Origin of the sequence: Xanthobacter aminoxidans (assembly GCF_023571765.1) — a bacterium.
Taxonomy (GTDB): Bacteria; Pseudomonadota; Alphaproteobacteria; order Rhizobiales; family Xanthobacteraceae; genus Xanthobacter; species Xanthobacter aminoxidans.
The window spans coordinates 371784-392113 of sequence record NZ_JAMJXC010000002.1 but is presented as its reverse complement, the minus strand read 5'-3'; the positions used below and the strand labels follow the sequence as shown (position 1 = coordinate 392113).

Genomic DNA, 20330 nt, shown 5'->3' with positions numbered 1-20330 from the left:
CCGCCGCCGTTTTACGACGCAATAGACAGGGCGGCGGTCCAGCCGCCGCCCTGGGGAAACGCTTCAGCCGCGCTTCAGTTGCAGACGCGGACCGAGCCGTAGGGGCCGGCACGCCACCAGCAGTGACGCGCGGGCACGACCACTGCCGGACCGGGCGCGACGACGACCGGACGGGGCGCCACGACGACCGCGTGCGGGGCCACATACACCGCGCCATTGCCGCGACAGCCGCCCCACGGGCCGCGATGGAAGCCGACGCCGCAGCCGCCAGCCACGGTCTGGACGGTCGCGACCTCAGGTGCCTGCGGCAGCGGGAAGGCGGCCGCCGGAGCGGCGAGCGCGCCGAGCGCCGGGGCGGCGAGGGCGAGAAGGGTCAGCGCGCGCATCACTCCTCCTCCTCAAAGATCCACAGCTCGGAGGTGTTGGGCTGCTGGCCGTTGTCATGCACCCCGAGGAAGGTGGGGATGCGGTTGCGCTGGGCCGGGGTCAGCGAGGCGACGAAGGGCTTGGCCGCCTCGACGAAGTTGGCGAGCGCCTTGCCGCGGGCCTGTTCGGCGGTGGCGACGTTGGCGAGCACGTCCAGCACGGTGGCCGGCGGCGGGGCGGAGAGGCGCTTCTCGCGGCGTTCGATGGCGCCCTTCACCGCGTCGCGGATGGAGGCTTCCACCGGCGGCCAGAGCTTCTCCTGGTCGGGGGTCAGGCGCAGCACGGTCTTGAGTGCGGCGAGGCGGGCGTCGAGCACGGCCGCGGCGTCTTCGGCCGTGTAGGGCGCGGCGTCGGTGGGAGCGGCGGGCGCCGGCTGGGCGGCCGCGATGCCGCCCGCGAAGACCGTGCCGAGGGCCACGGCCGTCGCCGAGGCGAGGGCGAACTGACGGAAAGAGCGCATGTTCTTTTGCTCCCTGTGCGGTCCGGCGGAGTGCCGGCCGGTCTGTCCGGGATCGTGCCGGAAGCGGCGCGCATCCGGGGCCGCGCCGATTCGCGAGGCGTCGGCGCGGTGCAGTTTGGTACCATTCCTCCACGAATGCCGGTAAATATTTCGTGGAGCCGGCGAAGAATAACGTACCGTCAAATACTTGGCTAAAGGTGTCGAAGCACCCGCGCAGGGGGCGCCGAAAGTGCCCGAAGGGTACCCAGCAGCCCGACCACCAGCGTCACCGCCAGCGCCGCCACCACCGCCCCGAAGGCGGGAAGGGGGGCGAAGGTGAAGGGGATGTCCATCACCTGCGTCACCACACCCCAGGCCGCCGCCGTGCCCGCCGCAGCCGCGACGATGGCGGTGGCGAGGCCGAGGCCGGCGTATTCGAGGCCATAGGCGAGGGTCAGCCGGCCACGGGTGGCGCCCAGCGTCTTGAGGATCACCGCATCATAGATGCGCCGCTCGCGCCCGGCGGCGAGCGCTCCGGCGAGCACCAGGACCGATGTGATGAGGGTGACGAGGCTGGCCGCGCGGATGCCGAGGGAGAGGTTGTCCAGCATCCGCTGTGCTTCCTCCAGCGTCTCCTTCACCCGCACCGTGGTGATGGCAGGGAAGCGCGCCGCCATGGCTTTCAGCAGCGCGATCTCCCGCGCCGTGTCGCCGCCATCCGGGAAGGCGAGGGTGGCGAGCACCGTATAAGGCGCGCCGGCGAAGGTCGCGGGCGAGAACACCATGACGAAATTGATGCCGAGCCGCTCCCACTTCACCTGTCGCAGGTTGGCGATGCGGGCGGTGACGCTGCGGCCCAGCACGCTCACCGTCACCGTGTCACCGAGCTTGAGGCCGAGGCCGGCGGCCAGTTCGCTGTCGAAGGAAACGAGGGGTTCGGTCTCGTCTCCCGTCCACCACTTCCCGGCCACCACGGTGGAGCCCTCGGGCACGGTGGCGGAGGAGGAGATGCCGCGGTCGCTCTGCAACACCCAGGCGGCATCGGGGCGGGGCTTCACTTCTTCCGCGGGGATGTCTTTCACATGGGTGATGCGCCCGCGCAGCATGGGCACGGACTTCACCACCGCCCCCGGCGCCTGCTCGGCGAGGAAGGTACGGAATTCGGCCTCCTCGCTGTTCGGCACGTCGACGAAGAAGAAGCTCGGCGCATTCTCCCGCACGGGTCCGTTCAGCTCGCGGTTGAGGCTCGCATCCACCAGCGAGATGCCCACCAGCAGCGACAGGCCCAGCCCCAGCGAGAGCACGACCGAAGGCGTGAGTGCGCCGGGCCGGTGGATGTTGCCGAGGGCGAGGCGCGCTGCCGCGCCGCGTGGCCGGGGCGCCCGCCGGGCGAGGGCCATGAGGCCGGAGGCGACCAGCCGCAGCAGCACGAACACGGCGGCAGCCGCGGCGAGGAAGATCGCGGCGGCCCTTTTGTCGTCGGAGGTGAGAAGGGCGAGCACCACCAGCGCCGTCCCGAGGCCGCCGACGAGCAGCAGATAGGGCAGGGAAATGCGCCGCCGCATCTCGCCGATGCCATCCCGGAACAGCGCCGAAACCCGCGCTTCCTGCGCCCGCGCCAGCGGGATCACCGAAAACACGGCGGCAACCACCAGCCCGTAGAGCGCCGCCCGCGCCAGCGCCGCCCAATCAAGCTGCGGATCGAGGGGAAACGGCACGAGCGCGCCGATGGCAGCGGTGGCGGCGAAGGGCAGCGCCGCACCCAGAATCAGGCCGAGCACGATGCCGAAGGCGGAGATGAGGCCGATCTCCGCGCCATAGGTTAGGAACACGTCGCGGCGGGTCGCGCCCACCGCCTTCAGGGTGGCGATGACCTCCAGCTTGCCGGCGAGATGGCTCGACACCGCATTGGCGACGCCCACCCCGCCCACCAGCAGCGCAGTGAGGGCCACGAGAGTGAGGAACTGGCTGATGCGCCCCACATTGCGCGCCAGCTGGGGCGTCGCGCCGTCGCGGGTGCGCACCTCGAATCCGGCGCGGCCCATGGGCTCGCGCACCTCCCCCATCACCGCCTTCAGGTTTTCCGGGGCGGGATTGTCCAGCAGCAGGCGATAGCTCCAGCGCACCAGACTGCCGGGCTGGATGAGGCCGGTGGCCGGGAGCGCGGCCTGGGAGACGAGGAGACGGGCGCCGAGGCCGACGCCTGAGGAGAGCTTGTCCGGCTCGCTGGTGAGCGTGGCGCGAACCTCGAAGGTGGCATCGCCCAGCCGGATGCGGTCCCCGGTCTTCACGCCGAGCCGGCCGAGCAGCACCGGATCGGCGGCGGCGCCGAACACGCCGTTCTTTTCCTTCAATGCGTCCGCAACGGGCATGGGCGGGTCGAGCCCGACCGTGCCGACGAGGGGATAGGTGCCGTCCACCGCCTTCACTTCGGCGAGGGAGGCATCGCCCGCCTCGGTCCGGGCCATGGCGCGCAGCAAGGCGACGGAGCCGAGGGTGCCGTGGCGGTCGAGGCTGGAGCGTTCTTCCGCCGTCATCTCCCGCTGCACGACGCTGAAGCCGGCGTCGCCGCCGAGGATGGCGCGGCCCTCCCGCTCCAGCCCCTGGGTGAGGGCGCCAGCAAAGGAGCCGATGCCGGCGATGGCGGTCACGCCCAGCACGAGGCAGCCGAGGAAGATGCCGAAGCCCCGCCGCGCGCCGCGCAGTTCACGCAGGGCGAGACGCAGCGGCACGGGGAGCCGCGAAGAAGCAAGGCTCATCGGGCGGCCACCTCAAGGCCGGACCTGGTGTCCTCCTCGATCACCCCCGAGCGCAGGCGCAGCACGCGGCTGCACCGGCGGGCGAGCGCCGCATCGTGGGTGACGAGCACCAGCGTTGTGCCGCGCGCCCGGTGGACGGAGAAGATGAGGTCCATGACCTGCCGGCCGGTGGCCTCGTCCAGATTGCCGGTGGGCTCGTCGGCGACGAGGATGGGCGGCTCGGGGGCGAGGGCGCGGGCCAGCGCCACGCGCTGCTGCTCGCCGCCGGAGAGCTGGCCCGGATAATGCTGCGCCCGCTCGGCGAGGCCGACATTGGCGAGTTCCTGCCGCGCGCGGTCGAAGGCGTCGGCGCGGCCGGCGAGCTCCAGCGGCACCGCGACGTTTTCCAGCGCGGTCATGGTCGGGATGAGGTGGAAGGACTGGAAGACGATGCCCACATGCCGGCCACGGAAGCGCGCCAGCGGATCCTCGCCGAGGCGCGTGATGTCCGTGCCGGCGACGTTCACCTGCCCCGAATCCACCCGCTCCAGTCCGGCCATCACCATGAGCAGCGTCGACTTGCCGGACCCCGACGGCCCGACGAGGCCCACCGCCTCGCCTGCCCCGATCTCGACAGAGATGTCCTTCAGGACATGAACCCGGGCCGCCCCCGTACCGAGGGAAAGGTCCACATGCTTCAGCGCGATGGTGCGAAGCGGAGAGGAAATATCGTCCATGCCAGGGTTTGCCGTGCGTCCGGTGCTGCGTGGGGTCGGGCAGGGAGGAAAGAGAGACCTGCCGGTTGACCCATGGGACCTGTCATTTAAGGCGGTGACGGGGCTGATCGCCGCTTTCCTCGTCTTCACGTTCGCGTCAGGGGCGGCGGCGGCACCGCTGCGCATCGTCGCCTTCGGCGACAGCCTGACCGCCGGCTACGGCATTCCGCGCACCGCCGCCTTTCCCGCCCGGCTGGAAGCCGCGCTGAGGGCGAAGGGGCTGGACGTGAAGGTGGAGAATGCCGGCGTCTCCGGCGAGACGGCGAGCCAGGGCCTCGCCCGCCTCGACTGGTCGGTGCCCCAGGGCACGGACGCGGTGATCGTGGAACTGGGCGCCAACGACATGCTGCGCGGGCTCGATCCCGCCGTGACGCGCAAGGCGCTCACGGAGATCGTCCAGCGGCTGCGCAAGCGCGGCATCACCGTGCTCCTCGCCGGCATGAAGGCGGCGCCCAACATGGGCCGGCCCTACCGCGAGGCGTTCGACAGGATCTTCCCGGACATCGCCGAAGCCGAGGGCGTGCTGCTCTATCCCTTCTTCCTCGAAGGCATCGCCGGCGACCGGGCGCTGAACCTGCCGGACGGGCTCCATCCCACGCCCGAGGGCGTGGACCGCATCGTCGCCGGCATCCTGCCCACGGCGGAGCAACTGGTGGTGCGTGCCCGGGAAACGGCGGCGCGATAACGGGCACCGATCTTTTGCTTATTATTTCATCAATTTGACCCGGGCCGATCAGGCCTTGACCAATCCATAGTCACGATTCTAGATTTCGCCGTTTTTTGGGGGTTGCCCCGCCAGTACCGTTGCGTCCCAGCGTATTTTTCAATGACAGCAGTGAGAATGAACAATGGTCCGGGAATTTGAGTATCAGGGAGAAACGTTCCGCGTCACCGCCCACGGCATCCACGGCCACGAAGAGATTTTCATCGTCCACATCGAGGACGACGGCGTGGAAGGTGGCGAGATCTCCATCGATCGCATGACCGAGGAGAACGACACCACCGCCCCGCTCGAGGACATCCTGGTGATGCTCTGCGACAAGCTCATTCCCCAGAGCGAGATCAAGGTGCAGACCCCCGGCGCGCCGTTCGCCTGGCGGCAGGGCAACGTGGTGTTCGACGTCCACGACGGCCTTCAGAGCCACGACTGACGCCCCCCGGGGGCGCCGCCCCTCTCCGATTTTCCGGCACAAAAGCGAACGGCCGCCCCGGTTTCCGGAGCGGCCGTTTCACATGAAACAGGGTTAATGGCCGCCCTCGCCGAGGGCGGCCGGCACCTCACTTCTTCTTGGCGGGAGCCGGCGTCGCGGCCGGGGCAGCCTCCACCACCGTCTTGCGCGGGGGCAGCAGCTGGAGCGTCTGCACCGCCTGGCCGGCGAACTGGTTGAGCAGCGCGTTCTGCTCCGCCACCGAGGTCTTCACCCCCGTCACGATCCGGCAATAGGAGGCGATGAGGGCATTGGCGACGTCGGACGGCCGGGCCTTCGGGTTCTGCTGGTAGAGCGTGGTCGCCGCGGAGGCGATGGCCGCGCCCTGCATGGGGGGCTTCACGCCGGTGAGCAGCTTGGCCGCCCCCGCCGAGAGGTCGGTCGGCACCGCCTTGCCGTCATCGGCCGGGCAGGCCAGCTTGTCGGCGAGGCTCGCCGGCTCCTTCAGCACGAGGCCGGGACCCACCGGCAGCGCCCAGGCGATGGGCTGGCTGTCCACCGGACCGGAGATCGTGCGGCGCGACACTTCCATGGCGGCCTGAAGGGTGAAGCGGCGCAGCTCGGCGGTCTTCTGCCAGTCGGGCGCGTTGCTCTTGGCCACAACGGGGCAATAGGCGGCGGTGAGCGCATCCACGATCGTGCCCGAGCCGGACGAGCCGGAGGCGGCCTTGTAGGTGTCCACCATCATGGGAATGGAGCGCTGGCCGCCGGCCATCATGGCCGAGAGCGCGGCCACCGCCTTCGCGTCCGGGCCATCCGAGCCGGGGGCACCGCCCACGTCGGGGCAGGTGAAGGCGGAGGCCGCCTGCGTGCCGTAGTCCGGCGCCGCGGCGGCGCGCCATGCCGCGACCATGGAGGGGGTCACGTTCGGCGCGGCCGCATTGCCCCACGAGGTGCGCACGTAATTGGCGAGGTCCGCCACCTGCTGGTCGTTGAGCCGGCCGGCGAAGGAGGGCATGGCACCGTAGGTGCCGCCCGCCGGCAGGCCGCCCAGCACCGCCATGATGATGTTGTAGGGCTCGGCCGCGATCACGGCCGGGTTGCCGGCGAGCGCGGGGATGGTGTCGGTGCGGCCGGCGCCCTTGTCCATGTGGCAGACGGCGCAATTGTCGATGTAGAGCTTGGACGCCCGCGCATAGACGTCGGCGGAAAGCGGGGACGCCTTCTGCACCGCCGGCTTGTCGGCTGGGGGCGGCGCATCGAACAGGTAGGTGACGAGCGCGGCACGGTCCTGCGCGGTCATCTTGCTCACGGAATCATGGATCACCTCGGCCATGGGGCCGAACACCGAGGTCTTGCCCGGCACGGAGCCGGTGGCGAAGAAAGTGGTCAGCGTCTCCGGCGTCCAGGTCTTCTTGAGCGAGGCGGTGTCGATGTCGGGTGCCCAGAAGCCGTCGATGTCGGCGCCGAGGAAGGCGGCCTTGGCCTTGGTCGCGCCCATCAGGTTGCGCGGGGTGTGGCAATCGCCGCAATGGCCGAGCGCGTTGACGAGGTAGGCGCCGCGGTTCCACTCGGCGCTCTTGCCCGCGGTCGGGTGGAAGCGGCCCTGATCGAAGAACAGCTCGCGCCACGCCAGCATCCCGAGGCGGATGTTGAACGGGAATTCCAGCTGGTTGTCCGGCGGCGTGTTCGGGATCGGCGGGATGGCGCGCGCATAGGCCCACAGGGCCTTCATGTCGTCGTCGGTGATCTCCGTGTACGCGTCGAACGGCATGGCCGGGTAGAGATAGGCCCCGTCCTTGCGGATGCCGTTGCGCACCGCGTTCACGAACTGATCATAGGTCCACAGGCCGATGCCGGTGGTGCGGTCGGAGGTGATGTTGGGTGAGTAGATGGCGCCGAAGGGCGTGTTCAGCGCGAGGCCGCCGGCGAAGGGCTTGGACTTGTCCCCGGTGTGGCAGGGCATGCAGTCCGCCGCCTTGGCGATGTACTCGCCGCGCGCCACGAGGGCCGGATCGGCTGACGGGTCGGGGGCGAACTGCGCCAGAGCCGGCGTTGCGGCGCCGAGAAAAGTGGCGGCGGCAAGCGCCGCAAGCCGGCGCGTGTATCGGGACACCCTGACCATTTCATCCCCCATGAGATTCGCGTCGGCGTACCTTAGACATTTTTCAAGAACGCGACATTGATCGAAAACCAGACGGAGGGGATATAGCTGCTGCCCCCGCCGGCGACGGCGGACGCCTGCCGGGAACCGCCGACGATGACCAAGCCCGCTTTGCCCCTGCGCTCCCTGACCGTGGAGGACCTCTCGCCCTCCGACGCCGCCGCCGAGCACGCGGCCCTCGCCGAGGAGATCAAGGGCCACGACGCGGCCTATTATCGCGAGGACGCGCCGGTCGTCTCCGATGCCGAATACGACGCCCTGCGCCGCCGCTACGAGGCCATAGAGGCGCGCTTTCCCGGCCTCGTGGGCGAGGACAGCCTTTCCGCCAAGGTGGGCGCCGCGCCGTCGGAGAAGTTCGGCAAGGTGGTGCATGGCGTGCCCATGCTCTCGCTGCAGAACGCCTTTTCCGACGATGAGGTCGAGGAGTTCGTGGCGCGGGTGAAGCGCTTCCTCGGGCTCGGGGCGGAGGAGGAGGTGGCCTTCACCTCCGAGCCGAAGATCGACGGCCTCTCCTGCTCGCTGCGCTACGTGGAGGGACGCCTCGAGGTGGCCGCCACCCGCGGCGATGGCGCCGAGGGCGAGGACGTCACCGCCAATGTGCGCACCATCGCCGATATCCCCGACCGGCTCCATGGCCGCGGCGTGCCCGACGTCATCGACGTGCGCGGCGAGATCTACATGGCGAAGGCCGATTTCGAGGCGCTGAACGCCCGGCAGGCGGCGGCGGAAGAGAAGGTGTTCGCGAACCCGCGCAACGCCGCCGCCGGCTCCCTGCGCCAGCTCGACCCCGCCATCACCGCGTCGCGGCCGCTGAAATTCTTCGCCTATGCCTGGGGCGAGGCGACGCCGCTTCCGGCCGAAACCCAGCACGGCATGGTGGAAGCGTTTGCCCGCTGGGGCTTCTCCACCAATCCGCTCATGGTGCGTGTGACCAGCGCGGCGGAGCTGATCGCCCATTACCGTTCCATCGAGGCGCAGCGGGCGAGCCTGCCCTATGACATCGACGGCGTGGTCTACAAGGTGGACCGGCTCGATCTGCAACGGCGCCTCGGCTTCGTCTCCCGCTCGCCGCGCTGGGCCATCGCCCACAAATTCCCGGCCGAGCAGGCGACCACCGTGCTGGAGGCCATCGACATCCAGGTGGGCCGCACCGGTGCCCTCACCCCGGTTGCGAAGCTGCTGCCCGTGACGGTGGGCGGTGTGGTGGTCGCCAACGCCACCCTGCACAACGAGGACGAGATCGCCCGCAAGGACATCCGCGTCGGCGACACGGTGGTGGTGCAGCGCGCCGGCGACGTGATCCCGCAGGTGGTGCGGGTGATCGAGGAGAAGCGGCCGGCGGAGTCGAAGCCTTACGAATTTCCCCATGTTTGCCCCGCCTGCGGCTCCCACGCCGTGCGCGAGGTGGACACGAAGACGGGCAAGATGGACGTGGTGCGCCGCTGCACCGGTGGTCTCATCTGCCCGGCGCAGATGGTGGAGCGGCTCAGGCACTTCGTGTCGCGCAACGCCTTCGACATCGAGGGGCTGGGCGAGAAGCAGGTGCGCGCCTTCTACGACTGGGGGCTGATCGCCTCCCCGGCCGATATCTTCACGCTGGAGGCGCGCAACAAGGAGGGCCTCCAGCGGCTGGAGAACCGGGAGGGCTGGGGCAAGACCTCGGCGGCGAACCTGTTCGCGGCCATCCAGTCGCGGCGGAACGTGGCGGTGGATCGCTTCGTCTTCGCCCTCGGCATCCGCCATGTGGGTGAGACCAACGCCAAGCGCCTCATGCGCCATTACGGCACGGTGGAAGCGCTGGAAGCCGGCGCGCTGGCCGCCGTCATTCCGGGCGAGGAGCACCCCAAGGGCAATGACGCCTGGCAGGAGATGCTGGCCATCGACGGCGTGGGCGACGTGGTGGCGGAAGCCGTCATCGAATTTTTCCACGAGCCGCGCAACCGCGAGGTGGTCGCGGCCCTGCTGGCAGAGGTGACGCCGGCTCCCATGGAGCGCGTCGCCGCCGAAAGCCCGGTGGCCGGTAAAACCGTCGTCTTCACCGGCTCGCTGGAGAAGATGACCCGAGATGAGGCGAAGGCCATGGCCGAGCGGCTGGGCGCCAAGGTCGCCGGCTCCGTTTCGGCCAAGACCGATCTGGTCGTCGCCGGCCCCGGCGCGGGCTCGAAGCTGGAGAAGGCGCAGGCGCTGGGAGTGAAGGTGATTACCGAGGACGCGTGGTTCGAACTCGTGGGGTGAAGGCGTTTCGCCGGCTCACGCCCCTTGACGCCCCCGCCTGAAACCCCCATTCCTCCCCCACCAGCCGGCCGGGCGGCCGCGGCATTTCGGTGTCGAGGAAAGTCCGGGCTCCACGCAGACACGGTGCCGGATAACGTCCGGCGGGGGCGACCCCAGGGAAAGTGCCACAGAAATCAAACCACCCGTGCGTGCACGGGCCAGGGTGAAACGGTGGGGTAAGAGCCCACCGCGCGACCGGCAACGGAAGCGGCACGGCAAACCCCACCGGGAGCAAAGTCGAATAGGGACGGCACGGGCAACCACCCCTGTCTACGGGGCGCCGTCCGGGTTGACTGCTAGAGGCGCCGGGCAACCGGCGTCCCAGAGGAATGGTCGCCACGCGGGCGCAAGCCCGCCGTACAGAACCCGGCTTACAGGCCGGCTGGTGTTTCCCTCGGAAATCGGAAGCGTGACGCGGCGCCCGGCCGCGTCCCCTCACACGTCCACGCTGGCGCGCAGTGCATTCTCCTGGATGAACTCGCGGCGGGGCTCCACCGTGTCGCCCATCAGGCGGCTGAAGAGGTCGTCGGCGGCGTCCACTTCCTTCACGCGCACCTGGAGGAGGGAGCGGGCGTTGATGTCCAGCGTCGTCTCCCACAGCTGCTCGGGGTTCATCTCGCCGAGGCCTTTGTAGCGCTGGAGCGAGAGGCCCTTGCGGCCGGAATCGGTGACGGCGTCGAACAGGTCCACGGCGCCGAACAGCACCTGCTCGTCGCTGCGGCGCTTGAGGGTCGCGGCGGCGGCGAACACGCCGTCGAGGTCGCGGGCGAGGGTGTCGAGCCGGCGTGCCTCGGGGGAGGCGATGAAGGCGTGATCGAGCCGCGCAACTTCGGCGACGCCGCGCACGGTGCGGGAGAAGGCATAGCCGGTCTCATCGCAGATGCCGGCCCAGCCGCGCTCGGTCTCGTCCGCCAGCGCATCGAGGCGGCGGGCCACCTCGGCGGCCGCGGCGGAGCCGGTGGCCTCGTCTTCCAGAGCCGCCGGAGCAAAGGCGCCCGCGAGAGCCGCCTGCTCGGCCACCGCGCGGTTGTAGCGGGGATGAAGGCCGCCGAGCGCGCTGCGCAGCTGGCGCGACACGTCCACCACATGGGCGAGGTCGGCGCCGGTGCGCACCTCGCCCGTGGCGAGATGGAGGGAGGCTTCCTCCAGCCCGGTGGTGATGAGGTAGTCCTCCAGCGCCTTCTCGTCCTTGAGGTAGGTCTCGGACTTGCCGCGCGCGACCTTGTAGAGCGGCGGCTGGGCGATGAAGAGGTGGCCTGCATCCACGATCTCCGGCATCTGCCGGAAGAAGAAGGTGAGCAGTAGGGTGCGGATATGGGCGCCGTCCACGTCGGCGTCCGTCATGATGATGATCTTGTGGTAGCGCAGCTTGGCGATGTCGAAATCGTCCCGGCCGATGCCGGTGCCGAGCGCGGTGATGAGCGTGCCGATCTGCTCGGACGACAGCATCTTGTCGAAGCGGGCGCGCTCCACGTTGAGGATCTTGCCGCGGAGCGGCAGCACGGCCTGGAAGGCACGGTCGCGGCCCTGCTTGGCGGAACCACCGGCCGAGTCACCCTCGACGATGAAGATCTCGGACTTGGCCGGGTCCTTCTCCTGGCAGTCGGCGAGCTTGCCGGGCAGGGAGGCGACATCCAGCGGGCTCTTGCGCCGGGTGAGGTCGCGCGCCTTGCGGGCGGCTTCGCGGGCGGCGGCGGCTTCCACCACCTTGCCGATCACGCTCTTCGCCTCGACCGGGTTCTCCTCGAACCAGTTGCCGAGCGCCTCGCCGACCAGGTTCTCCACCACCGGGCGGACTTCCGAGGACACGAGCTTGTCCTTGGTCTGGGAGGAGAATTTCGGGTCCGGCACCTTCACCGAGAGCACGGCGGTGAGGCCCTCGCGGCAATCCTCGCCGGTGGGGTCCACCTTCTCCTTCTTGGAGATGCCGGACGAGTTGGCATAACCCAGCACCTGCCGGGTCAGCGCGGCGGCAAAGCCGGTGAAGTGGGTGCCGCGGTCGCGCTGGGGGATGTTGTTGGTGAAGCAGAGCACGTTCTCGTGGTAACCGTCGTTCCACGAAAGCGCGGCCTCCACCGTGATGCCGTCCTTCTCGGCGCGGATCACCACGGGCTTGGCGATGAGCGCGGCCTTGTTGCGGTCGAGATACTTCACGAAGGCCTCGACGCCGCCCTCGTAATGCAGCTCCTCGCGCTTCGGCTCGGCGCCGCGCGCGTCGGTGAGCACGATGAGCACGCCGGAGTTGAGGAAGGCCAGCTCGCGCAGGCGATGCTCCAGCGTCGCGTAGTCGAACTCGATGCGGGTGAAGGTCTGGGGCGAAGGCGTGAACGTCACCTTGGTGCCGCGCTTGCCGGCCGGCGCCGCGCCCACCACCTTCAGCGGCGCCTCTGCGTCGCCGTGGCGGAAGCGCATGAAGTGCTCCTTGCCGTCGCGCCAGATGGTGAGGTCGAGCGTCGTGGACAAGGCGTTCACGACCGAGACGCCCACGCCGTGCAGGCCGCCGGAGACCTTGTAGGAATTCTGGTTGAACTTACCGCCCGCGTGCAGCTGGGTCATGATGACCTCGGCGGCGGAAACCCCTTCCTCGGGGTGCAGGTCGGTGGGGATGCCGCGGCCGTCGTCGGTCACTGTCACCGAGCCGTCAGCCTCGAGCGTGACTGTGACTTCCTTGGCCCAGCCGGCCAGCGCCTCGTCGATGGCGTTGTCCACCACCTCGTAGACCATGTGGTGCAGGCCCGAGCCGTCGTCCGTGTCACCGATGTACATGCCGGGACGCTTGCGGACCGCATCGAGGCCCTTGAGCACCTGGATGGACTGGGCGCCGTAGTCGTCGGGGGACTCGGCGGGCACGGGTTCGGCCATGGGGACTTCCGATTCGATTCTGCGACTTAGCGATTTGAGGTGTAGCAAATCTAACGCAACGCGGCGGCTATTTGGTGGCGGCTCGGCTTGTTTTCCTGCGTTTTCCAAGGCTCGGCGGCCATTTAGAGGCCATTCAGCCGGCGCTGTAGCGTGCAAATCCATCCGCACGCAACCTGCAGGCGGGGCATTCGCCGCAGCCATAGCCCCAGGCGTGGCGGTGGCCGCGGTCGCCGAGATAGCAGGTGTGGGTCTCCTCGACGATGAGATCCACCAGCGGACGGCCCCCCAGATGCTCGGCGAGGCGCCAGGTCTCGGCCTTGTCGATCCACATGAGCGGCGTGTGAAGGACGAAGCGCTTCTCCATGCCGAGGTTCAGGGCCACCTGCATGGCCTTGATGGTGTCGTCCCGGCAGTCGGGATAGCCGGAGAAGTCCGTCTCGCACATGCCGCCGACGATGTGGCGGAGCCCCCGGCGATAGGCGAGGGCGGCGGCGAAGGTGAGGAAGACGAGGTTGCGGCCGGGCACGAAGGTGTTCGGCAGGCCGTTAGCCTCCATGTGGACAGCGACGTCGCGGGTCAGGGCCGTGTCGGAGATCTGGCCGAGCACGGGCAGGTCCAGCACGTGGTCAGCATCGAGCCGGGCGGCCCACAGCGGGTTGAGGGCGCGGAAGGCGGCGCGCAGCACCGGGCGGCGCTCCAGCTCCACCGCGTGGCGCTGGCCGTAGTCGAAGCCCAGGGTCTCCACCCGGCCGAAGCGCTCCAGCGCATAGGCGAGGCAGGTGGCGGAATCCTGCCCGCCGGAAAAGAGGACCAGCGCGCCCTCTTCCCGATGCAACGCGGCCTCAGCCATGCGCAGGCGACCCCTTTACCGAAGTCAGGCTCATTCGCCGGGGGCGGTTCATTCACCCGGCGCCTTGGCCTCGATGGCGAGGGCGTGCAGACCGCGCGCGATCTCGCCTTCCAGCAGGCCGTTGACGATGCGGTGCCGCTCCACCCGGCTCTTGCCGGTGAAGCTCGGGGAGACCACCCGCACCCTGAGGTGGGTGATGCCGCCATCGCCGCGATTGGCGCCCTTGTGATCATGCATCACGCCGGCGTGGCCGGCATGCTTGTGGCTCTCGTCCTCAAGCTCGAGGGCGAGGGGGCTGAGGCCGGCTTCGAGCGTCTGGCGGATGTCGGAAAGGGAAGAGTGGGACATGATGAAAAGGCTTCTGTGAAAAGGAATGGACCGAAGAAAGCGGCCGGTTATGGCGCTCCCGCGTGGGCGGCATTATATGGGGCTTGTCGCGGCCTGCCACCCTCGGTCACGATGAGGCCGGCTTAGCCGCTTCCGCTCCCGACGTCACATCCCCCGCTACCCCTGTGGCATGGCGCTTTCTCCACGCGCTGCACCGCAATTCCTTGCCGCGCCGCGGAACGACGCACATAATCGATCGGCCATGAAATTCGACTCCCCCCTTTTCGACCGCATCCGGGTCAAGCCCGCCGACGACCGGCATCGCCCCCGGCTGTCGCTGACGGGCTGCCAGTGGCCGGGCTGCACGGCGGAGGGCACGCACAAGGCGCCCAAGGGACGGCATCAGGAAGGCCAGTACTGGTCCTACTGCCTTGACCATGTGAAGGCGTACAACCAGTCCTACAACTATTTCTCGGGCATGACCGACGACGCGGTGTATGCCTACCAGAAGGACGCGCTGACCGGCCATCGCCCCACCTGGAAGATGGGCATGAAGGGCGCCAGCGGCCGCCGGCCGGGCGCGGACACCGGCGACGGCATGCGCGATCCCTTCGGCTTCACCGCCGAGATGGGCGGCACCTTCCGGGCCGACCGGCCGGAGCCGGACGGCAAGATCGTGCGCACCGCGGAGCGGCGGGCGCTGGAGGTGATGGGCCTCGAAATGTCGGCCAGCGCGGTCGAGATCAAGGCCCGCTACAAGGAACTGGTGAAGCTGCACCACCCCGACGCGAACGGCGGCGACCGTTCCTCGGAGGACCGCCTGCGCAGCGTCATCCAGGCCTACAACAGCCTCAAGCAGGCAGGTTTCTGCTGAGCGGTCCTCAGGATCGCCGGCGACGCGGAGGCGGCTCCTCGGACCGCGCCGTGATGGATACGGACACGAAATGGGGCGCGCGGGGCGCGCCGACGGAGGAGTTATGAGCGGTTTGGAGACCACTGCCCCGATGCCGGACATGAAGGTGTCGGTTCGCCAGACGTTCGGCATCGATATCGACATGGAGGTTCCGGCCTACTCCGAAGCCGACTCCCACGTCCCCGAGCTGGACCCGGATTACCTGTTCGACCGGCCGACCACCCTGGCCATCCTGGCCGGCTTTGCGCGCAACCGTCGCGTGATGGTTACCGGATACCACGGCACCGGCAAGTCCACCCATATCGAGCAGGTGGCGGCGCGGCTGAACTGGCCGTGCGTGCGCATCAACCTCGACAGCCACATCTCGCGCATCGACCTCATCGGCAAGGATGCGATCGTGGTGAAGGACGGCCTGCAGGTCACCGAATTCCGCGACGGCATCCTGCCCTGGGCCTACCAGAACAACGTCGCCCTCGTGTTCGACGAATATGACGCCGGCCGCCCGGACGTGATGTTCGTGATCCAGCGCGTGCTGGAATCCTCCGGCCGCCTGACCCTGCTCGACCAGAGCCGGGTGATCCGCCCCCACCCCGCGTTCCGCCTGTTCGCCACCGCCAACACCATCGGCCTCGGCGACACCACCGGCCTCTATCACGGCACCCAGCAGATCAACCAGGCGCAGATGGACCGCTGGTCCATCGTCACCTCGCTGAACTATCTCGCCCACGACAAGGAAGTGGACATCGTCCTCGCCAAGGCGAAGCACTTCCAGAACGTGGAAGGCCGCGACACGGTGAACCGCATGGTCCGCCTCGCGGACCTCACCCGGCAGGCGTTCATGAACGGCGATCTCTCCACCGTCATGAGCCCGCGCACGGTCATCACCTGGGCCGAGAACGCGGACATCTTCCGCGATATCGCCTTCGCCCTGCGCGTGACCTTCCTCAACAAGTGCGACGAGCTGGAGCGCCCGCTGGTGGCAGAGTTCTACCAGCGCTGCTTCGGCCAGGAGCTGGCCGAGAGCACGGTGAACGTCGCTCTGTCCTGAACCGGTGCGGCTCAGCCGCGCCTTGCATTGAACGGGCTGCGCCACGGCGTGGCCTGTTTCCCCGCAGGAGGCGCCTCTTCGCGAAGCGCTTCTCAAAGACGCAAGAGCCGAAGAAGCACGCGCCATGGCCACCAACCGCACCACCGGCAAGGCCCCCAAGGAAGCGCCGTCCGAGCCGTTCAAGCGCGCCGTCACCGGCTGCTTCAAGGCCATCGCCGGCGTCTCCGAGTTCGAGGTGTCCTTCGCCTCCGAGCGTCCGGCGCTCGGCCCGGACCGGGTGCGCCTGCCCGAGCCGCCGCGCCGCTTCACCCTTCAGGACGCCGCCATCGTGCGCGGCCATGCGGATTCCCTCGCCTTGCGCCGCGCCTGTCATGATCCGGGCGTGCATCGCAAGATGCTGCCCCAGGGCGAAGTCGCCCGCGGCGTGTTCGAGGCGGTGGAGCAGGCGCGGGTGGAGGCCATCGGCGGCAACCGCATGCCGGGCGTGAAGCGCAATCTCGCGGCCATGCTGCAGGACCGCTACCACCGCGCCAATTTCGCCGACATCACCGAGCGCTCCGAGGCCCCCATCGCCGACGCGGTGGCGCTGATGGTGCGCGAGCGCCTGACCGGCGAGCCCCCGCCCCCCGATGCCCGGCGCGTGGTGGACCTCTGGCGCCCCTTCATCGAGGAGCGGGCCGAGGGCGACCTCGCGCGGCTCATCGACAGCATCGAGAACCAGAAGAAGTTCGGCGAGATCGCCCGCGATCTCCTCGCCTCCCTCGACATGGGCGAGGAAAGCGGCCTCGACACCGAGCAGGAGCCCGAGGAGAACGAGAACGAGGGTGGCGCCGACGAGCAGGGCGGCGAAAACGGCGAAAGCCGTGAGGACGACAGCCAGCAGGGCGCCACCGAGATGGAGGCCGAGCTCTCCGAGGAGGAGATGCCCGACTCTGCCGCCCAGAGCGAGGCCGCGCCCCCCGCCGACGTGCCCGACGGCACCGAGATGGGCGACAGCGAGGAGCCGGCCGAGCCGTGGTCGCCGCGTCCGCCGATGACGCACGACAATCGCGGGCCGGAATACCACGCCTTCACCACCAAGTTCGACGAGGAGACCTCGGCCGAGGATCTCTGCGATCCCGAGGAGCTGACGCGCCTCCGCTCCTATCTCGACAAGCAGCTGGCCCATCTCCAGGGCGTGGTGGCGCGTCTTGCCAACCGCCTCCAGCGCAAGCTGCTGGCGCAGCAGAACCGCGCCTGGGAATTCGACCTCGAAGAGGGCGTGCTCGATCCCGCGCGCCTGCCGCGGGTCATCATGGACCCCATGGCGGCGCTGTCCTTCAAGCGCGAGCGAGACACCGACTTCCGCGACACGGTGGTGACGCTGCTCATCGACAATTCCGGCTCCATGCGCGGCCGGCCCATCACGGTGGCCGCCACCTGCGCCGACATCCTCGCCCGCACGCTGGAGCGCTGCGGCGTGAAGGTGGAGGTGCTGGGCTTCACCACGCGCGCCTGGAAGGGCGGCCAGTCCCGCGAGGCCTGGCTCGCCGCCGGCAAGCCCGCCGCCCCCGGCCGCCTCAACGATCTCAGGCACATCATCTACAAATCGGCCGACGCCCCGTGGCGCCGGGCGCGCCGCAACCTCGGCCTGATGATGCGCGAGGGCCTCCTCAAGGAAAACATCGACGGCGAGGCGCTGGACTGGGCGCACAAGCGCCTGCTGGCCCGCACCGAGGCGCGGCGCATCCTGATGATGATTTCCGACGGCGCGCCGGTGGACGATTCCACGCTGTCGGTGAACGCCGGCAATTATCTGGAGCGGCACCTCCGCCACATCATCACCGAGATCGAGACCCGCTCGCCGGTGGAGCTGATCGCCATCGGCATCGGCCATGACGTGACGCGCTACTACCGTCGCGCCGTCACCATCGTGGACGCCGAGGAGCTGGGCGGGGTGATGACCGAGAAGCTCGCCGAGCTGTTCGAGGAAACCCCCGGTGGCGGCGGCAAGGGGGCGTCGCGGGGCGGCCGCCTGCATTGAAGCGGGGCCTGCGCGCTTTAGGCATTGTCGCCGCCGGGGTCCTCGGCGGCGCGCTTCTGTTCAATCTCGCCTTTTCCAAGCCGGGCGCGCTGCCGCCCGAGCCGGTGGCCATCACGGTCACGGCACAGCCGGTCGTTACCTTCAAGCGCGGGGACGAGCTGACCCAGTTCGGCCCGTTGCGGTTCCTCGGCGGGCTGGTGCTGACCTCGCCCTTTCCCGGCTTCGGCGGCATCTCCGGCTTCGCGCTGGAGCAGGACGGGCACTTCCTCGCCATCACCGATGCCGGCCTGTTCCTCTCCGGCCGCCTCGTCACCGAGAATGACCGCCCCACCGGCCTCGCCGACGTCAAGGCCGCGGCGCTGCTCGATGCCGATGGCAAGGTGCAGGCCGAAAACGCGCGCGAGGATGTGGAATCCGTCACCCTCGCGCCCGATGCCGCCTATGTGGCGATGGAGACCATCAACGAGATCTGGCGCTATCCGCGCGATGCCCTCGGCAAGCGCGGCACGCTGGTGCCGGCGCCGGCCATCAAGGGGCTGAGGCGCAACACCGGCCTCGAAAGCCTCGCCTTCATGCCCTCCGGCCCGCTCAAGGGCGCGCTCATCGCCATCGGGGAAGAGGGGGCGAAGAAGGCGGACGACCTGCCCGGCTTCATCATCGGTGGCCCCGCGCCCGGCACCTTCACCGTGACCAAGAGCGGTCCGTTCGATGCCACCGACCTCGCGCTGGGGCCGGACGGCAATTTCTACCTTCTGGAGCGCCACTACACGCCGCTCGAAGGCGTCAACATGCAGCTCCGCCGCTTCCCGGCCAGCGAGGTGAAGCCGGGCGCGCGCATCACCGGCGAGGTGCTGGGCCGCTTCGACATGGGCTACGAGATCGACAATATGGAAGGCCTCGGCGTCACCCGCGGCGGCGCCGGCGGGATCCTGCTGACCCTGATTTCCGACGACAATTTCAGCCCGCTCCAGCGCACCATCCTGCTGCGCTTCGCGGTGTCGGGGGACTGAGGCGCGGCTGATCGCGCCGGCTCAATCCAGCCAGGGCGCCGGCCGGTCGAGGGCGATCAGCGCCGCGGGATCGACCCGTGGGCGCACCACCGCCGCTTGGGGTCCACGCACCAGCACCTCGGGCACCAGGGCGCGGGTGTTGTAGGTGCCGGACTGCACGGCGCCATAGGCGCCCGCCGTCATCACCGCCAGCAGGTCGCCGGGCTTCACCTCCGGCAGCGGCCGGTCGAGGGCGAGGAAATCGCCCGTCTCGCATACCGGGCCGACCACGTCGGCGATCACCAGGGCGGCGCCGGCCGCCGGCTCGGCCACCGGCACGATGTCGTGGTGAGCCTCGTAGAGGGTGGGGCGGATGAGGTCGTTCATGGCGGCGTCTACCACCACGAAGGTCTTGCCCTCGCCCTTCTTCACATAGATCACGCGGGTGACGAGGATGCCGGCATTGGCCACCAGCATCCGTCCCATCTCGAACACCAGCGGCAGCTTCAGGTCGCCGAGCGCCCGCCCGATGACTTCGGCATAAGCGGCGGGGGAGGGCGGTACCGGGTCGGAGGCGGCATAGGGCACGCCGAGCCCGCCGCCGAGGTCCATGTGGTGCAGCCTGTGGCCGGCGGCCATGAGGTCACGCGCCAGCTCGGCGAGCAGCGTCACCGCGTTCTCGAACGGCGCCATGTCGGTGATCTGGCTGCCGATGTGCATGTCCACGCCGGATATGGCGAGGCCGGGCAGGCGCGCGGCGTAATCGTACACGTCCCGCGCGCGGGAGATCGGGATGCCGAACTTGGTGGCCGACTTGCCGGTGGAGATCTTCTTGTGGGTCTTCGCGTCCACGTCCGGATTGACGCGAATGGAGACCGGCGCCGTCACGCCCTTGGAGAGCGCGACCTGCGACAGGGCATCCAGTTCCGGCTCGCTCTCCACATTGAAGCAGAGGATGCCGGCGTCGAGCGCCTCGCCCATTTCCTCCCGCGTCTTGCCGACGCCGGAGAAGACGATGCGCTCGCCCGGCACGCCGGCGGCGCGGGCGCGCATCAGCTCGCCGGAAGAAACGATGTCCGCCCCCGCGCCGAGGCGGGCGAGGGTGGAGATGACCGACTGGTTGGAATTGGCCTTCAGCGCGTAGCATAGCAGCACGTCGCGGCCGGCGAACGCCTCCATGAACACGCGATAGTGCCGCTCCAGCGTGGCGGTGGCGTAGCAATAGAAGGGCGTGCCCACCTCGGCGGCGAGGGACGTGAGGTCCACGTCCTCGGCATGGAGGCGGCCGTTGCGATAGTCGAAATGATGCATCGGGGCGGCTTGTCGGAGGCTCGTTCTGCGCGCCCGGCCGGG

Annotated in this window: 16 protein-coding genes and 1 other RNA gene; 8 read left to right on the top strand and 9 right to left on the bottom strand. The window is 69.3% G+C overall.

Going from position 1 to position 20330, the window contains the following annotated elements; all coding sequences use genetic code 11:
• Positions 1 to 74: 74 nt before the first annotated feature.
• The 4 genes from EJ105_RS04595 to EJ105_RS04580 all read right to left on the bottom strand — a co-directional run bounded on the left by EJ105_RS04595 (position 75) and on the right by EJ105_RS04580 (position 4340).
• A complete protein-coding gene (locus EJ105_RS04595; protein ID WP_038192807.1) occupies positions 75 to 386 on the bottom strand; it encodes a GCG_CRPN prefix-to-repeats domain-containing protein in 312 nt (103 codons plus the stop codon).
• Complete coding sequence (locus tag EJ105_RS04590) at positions 386 to 886, bottom strand: Spy/CpxP family protein refolding chaperone (protein WP_250165447.1); 501 nt, start codon at positions 884 to 886, stop codon at positions 386 to 388. Before EJ105_RS04590 ends, EJ105_RS04595 begins: the two co-directional genes overlap by 1 nt.
• Positions 887 to 1077: 191 nt before the next feature.
• Positions 1078 to 3624 (bottom strand): ABC transporter permease, encoded by a 2547-nt coding sequence (locus EJ105_RS04585; protein ID WP_250165446.1) that lies wholly within the window; start codon positions 3622 to 3624, stop codon positions 1078 to 1080.
• Entirely contained in the window at positions 3621 to 4340 is a 720-nt protein-coding gene (locus tag EJ105_RS04580; RefSeq protein WP_250165445.1) for an ABC transporter ATP-binding protein, read from the bottom strand. The genes EJ105_RS04585 and EJ105_RS04580 overlap by 4 nt, the downstream gene beginning before the upstream one ends.
• On the opposite strand from EJ105_RS04580, the gene EJ105_RS04575 reads away from it, so the two are divergent.
• Positions 4339 to 5064, top strand: coding sequence for an arylesterase (locus tag EJ105_RS04575; RefSeq protein WP_250165444.1), 726 nt, complete (start codon positions 4339 to 4341; stop codon positions 5062 to 5064). The two genes, EJ105_RS04580 and EJ105_RS04575, sit on opposite strands and share 2 nt — an antisense overlap.
• Before the next feature lie 163 nt (positions 5065 to 5227).
• Positions 5228 to 5530 (top strand): hypothetical protein, encoded by a 303-nt coding sequence (locus EJ105_RS04570; protein ID WP_029556252.1) that lies wholly within the window; start codon positions 5228 to 5230, stop codon positions 5528 to 5530.
• 127 nt (positions 5531 to 5657) lie between these two features.
• Here the strand turns inward: EJ105_RS04570 and EJ105_RS04565 are convergent, their stop codons facing one another.
• A complete protein-coding gene (locus EJ105_RS04565; protein ID WP_250165443.1) occupies positions 5658 to 7652 on the bottom strand; it encodes a c-type cytochrome in 1995 nt (664 codons plus the stop codon).
• Positions 7653 to 7787: 135 nt separating this feature from the next.
• Here EJ105_RS04565 and ligA point away from each other — a divergent pair, with 135 nt between their 5' ends.
• Together ligA and rnpB are read left to right on the top strand one after the other, a co-directional pair.
• On the top strand, positions 7788 to 9926 hold the full coding sequence (gene ligA, locus EJ105_RS04560; RefSeq protein ID WP_250165442.1) for an NAD-dependent DNA ligase LigA: 2139 nt from the start codon (positions 7788 to 7790) through the stop codon (positions 9924 to 9926).
• Positions 9927 to 9986: 60 nt separating this feature from the next.
• An RNA gene (rnpB, locus tag EJ105_RS04555) (RNase P RNA component class A) lies at positions 9987 to 10355 on the top strand.
• 45 nt (positions 10356 to 10400) lie between these two features.
• On the opposite strand, the gene gyrB is transcribed toward rnpB, so the two are convergent.
• The 3 genes from gyrB to EJ105_RS04540 form a co-directional block, all read right to left on the bottom strand.
• Complete coding sequence (gyrB, locus tag EJ105_RS04550; protein WP_250165441.1) at positions 10401 to 12827, bottom strand: DNA topoisomerase (ATP-hydrolyzing) subunit B; 2427 nt, start codon at positions 12825 to 12827, stop codon at positions 10401 to 10403.
• Positions 12828 to 12960: 133 nt separating this feature from the next.
• Positions 12961 to 13677 carry a 7-cyano-7-deazaguanine synthase QueC gene (gene queC, locus EJ105_RS04545; RefSeq protein ID WP_029556248.1) on the bottom strand — a complete coding sequence of 239 codons (717 nt, stop codon included), beginning with the start codon at positions 13675 to 13677 and terminating at the stop codon, positions 12961 to 12963.
• Between the two features lie 48 nt (positions 13678 to 13725).
• A complete protein-coding gene (locus tag EJ105_RS04540; RefSeq protein WP_029556247.1) occupies positions 13726 to 14025 on the bottom strand; it encodes a BolA family protein in 300 nt (99 codons plus the stop codon).
• A 241-nt stretch (positions 14026 to 14266) separates the two neighbouring features.
• Here EJ105_RS04540 and EJ105_RS04535 point away from each other — a divergent pair, with 241 nt between their 5' ends.
• The 4 genes from EJ105_RS04535 to EJ105_RS04520 all read left to right on the top strand — a co-directional run bounded on the left by EJ105_RS04535 (position 14267) and on the right by EJ105_RS04520 (position 18998).
• Complete coding sequence (locus EJ105_RS04535; RefSeq protein WP_024276620.1) at positions 14267 to 14878, top strand: J domain-containing protein; 612 nt, start codon at positions 14267 to 14269, stop codon at positions 14876 to 14878.
• 103 nt (positions 14879 to 14981) lie between these two features.
• Positions 14982 to 15965 (top strand): cobaltochelatase subunit CobS, encoded by a 984-nt coding sequence (gene cobS / locus EJ105_RS04530; protein ID WP_029556246.1) that lies wholly within the window; start codon positions 14982 to 14984, stop codon positions 15963 to 15965.
• Between the two features lie 124 nt (positions 15966 to 16089).
• Positions 16090 to 17988 (top strand): cobaltochelatase subunit CobT, encoded by a 1899-nt coding sequence (cobT, locus tag EJ105_RS04525; RefSeq protein ID WP_250165440.1) that lies wholly within the window; start codon positions 16090 to 16092, stop codon positions 17986 to 17988.
• The gene (locus EJ105_RS04520; RefSeq protein ID WP_250165439.1) at positions 17985 to 18998 is read left to right on the top strand and encodes an esterase-like activity of phytase family protein; all 1014 of its coding nucleotides are present in this window, start codon (positions 17985 to 17987) and stop codon (positions 18996 to 18998) included. Before cobT ends, EJ105_RS04520 begins: the two co-directional genes overlap by 4 nt.
• A 21-nt stretch (positions 18999 to 19019) precedes the next feature.
• Here the strand turns inward: EJ105_RS04520 and lysA are convergent, their stop codons facing one another.
• Complete coding sequence (gene lysA, locus EJ105_RS04515) at positions 19020 to 20288, bottom strand: diaminopimelate decarboxylase (RefSeq protein ID WP_250165438.1); 1269 nt, start codon at positions 20286 to 20288, stop codon at positions 19020 to 19022.
• Positions 20289 to 20330: the final 42 nt, after the last annotated feature.

Coding starts and splice junctions, on each gene's coding strand:
- EJ105_RS04595 (WP_038192807.1), bottom strand. CDS start 386: ATGCGCGCGCTGACCCTTCTCGCCCTCGCCGCCCCGGCGCTCGGCGCG.
- EJ105_RS04590 (WP_250165447.1), bottom strand. CDS start 886: ATGCGCTCTTTCCGTCAGTTCGCCCTCGCCTCGGCGACGGCCGTGGCC.
- EJ105_RS04585 (WP_250165446.1), bottom strand. CDS start 3,624: ATGAGCCTTGCTTCTTCGCGGCTCCCCGTGCCGCTGCGTCTCGCCCTG.
- EJ105_RS04575 (WP_250165444.1), top strand. CDS start 4,339: ATGCCAGGGTTTGCCGTGCGTCCGGTGCTGCGTGGGGTCGGGCAGGGA.
- EJ105_RS04580 (WP_250165445.1), bottom strand. CDS start 4,340: ATGGACGATATTTCCTCTCCGCTTCGCACCATCGCGCTGAAGCATGTG.
- EJ105_RS04570 (WP_029556252.1), top strand. CDS start 5,228: ATGGTCCGGGAATTTGAGTATCAGGGAGAAACGTTCCGCGTCACCGCC.
- EJ105_RS04565 (WP_250165443.1), bottom strand. CDS start 7,652: ATGGTCAGGGTGTCCCGATACACGCGCCGGCTTGCGGCGCTTGCCGCC.
- ligA (WP_250165442.1), top strand. CDS start 7,788: ATGACCAAGCCCGCTTTGCCCCTGCGCTCCCTGACCGTGGAGGACCTC.
- gyrB (WP_250165441.1), bottom strand. CDS start 12,827: ATGGCCGAACCCGTGCCCGCCGAGTCCCCCGACGACTACGGCGCCCAG.
- queC (WP_029556248.1), bottom strand. CDS start 13,677: ATGGCTGAGGCCGCGTTGCATCGGGAAGAGGGCGCGCTGGTCCTCTTT.
- EJ105_RS04540 (WP_029556247.1), bottom strand. CDS start 14,025: ATGTCCCACTCTTCCCTTTCCGACATCCGCCAGACGCTCGAAGCCGGC.
- EJ105_RS04535 (WP_024276620.1), top strand. CDS start 14,267: ATGAAATTCGACTCCCCCCTTTTCGACCGCATCCGGGTCAAGCCCGCC.
- cobS (WP_029556246.1), top strand. CDS start 14,982: ATGAGCGGTTTGGAGACCACTGCCCCGATGCCGGACATGAAGGTGTCG.
- cobT (WP_250165440.1), top strand. CDS start 16,090: ATGGCCACCAACCGCACCACCGGCAAGGCCCCCAAGGAAGCGCCGTCC.
- lysA (WP_250165438.1), bottom strand. CDS start 20,288: ATGCATCATTTCGACTATCGCAACGGCCGCCTCCATGCCGAGGACGTG.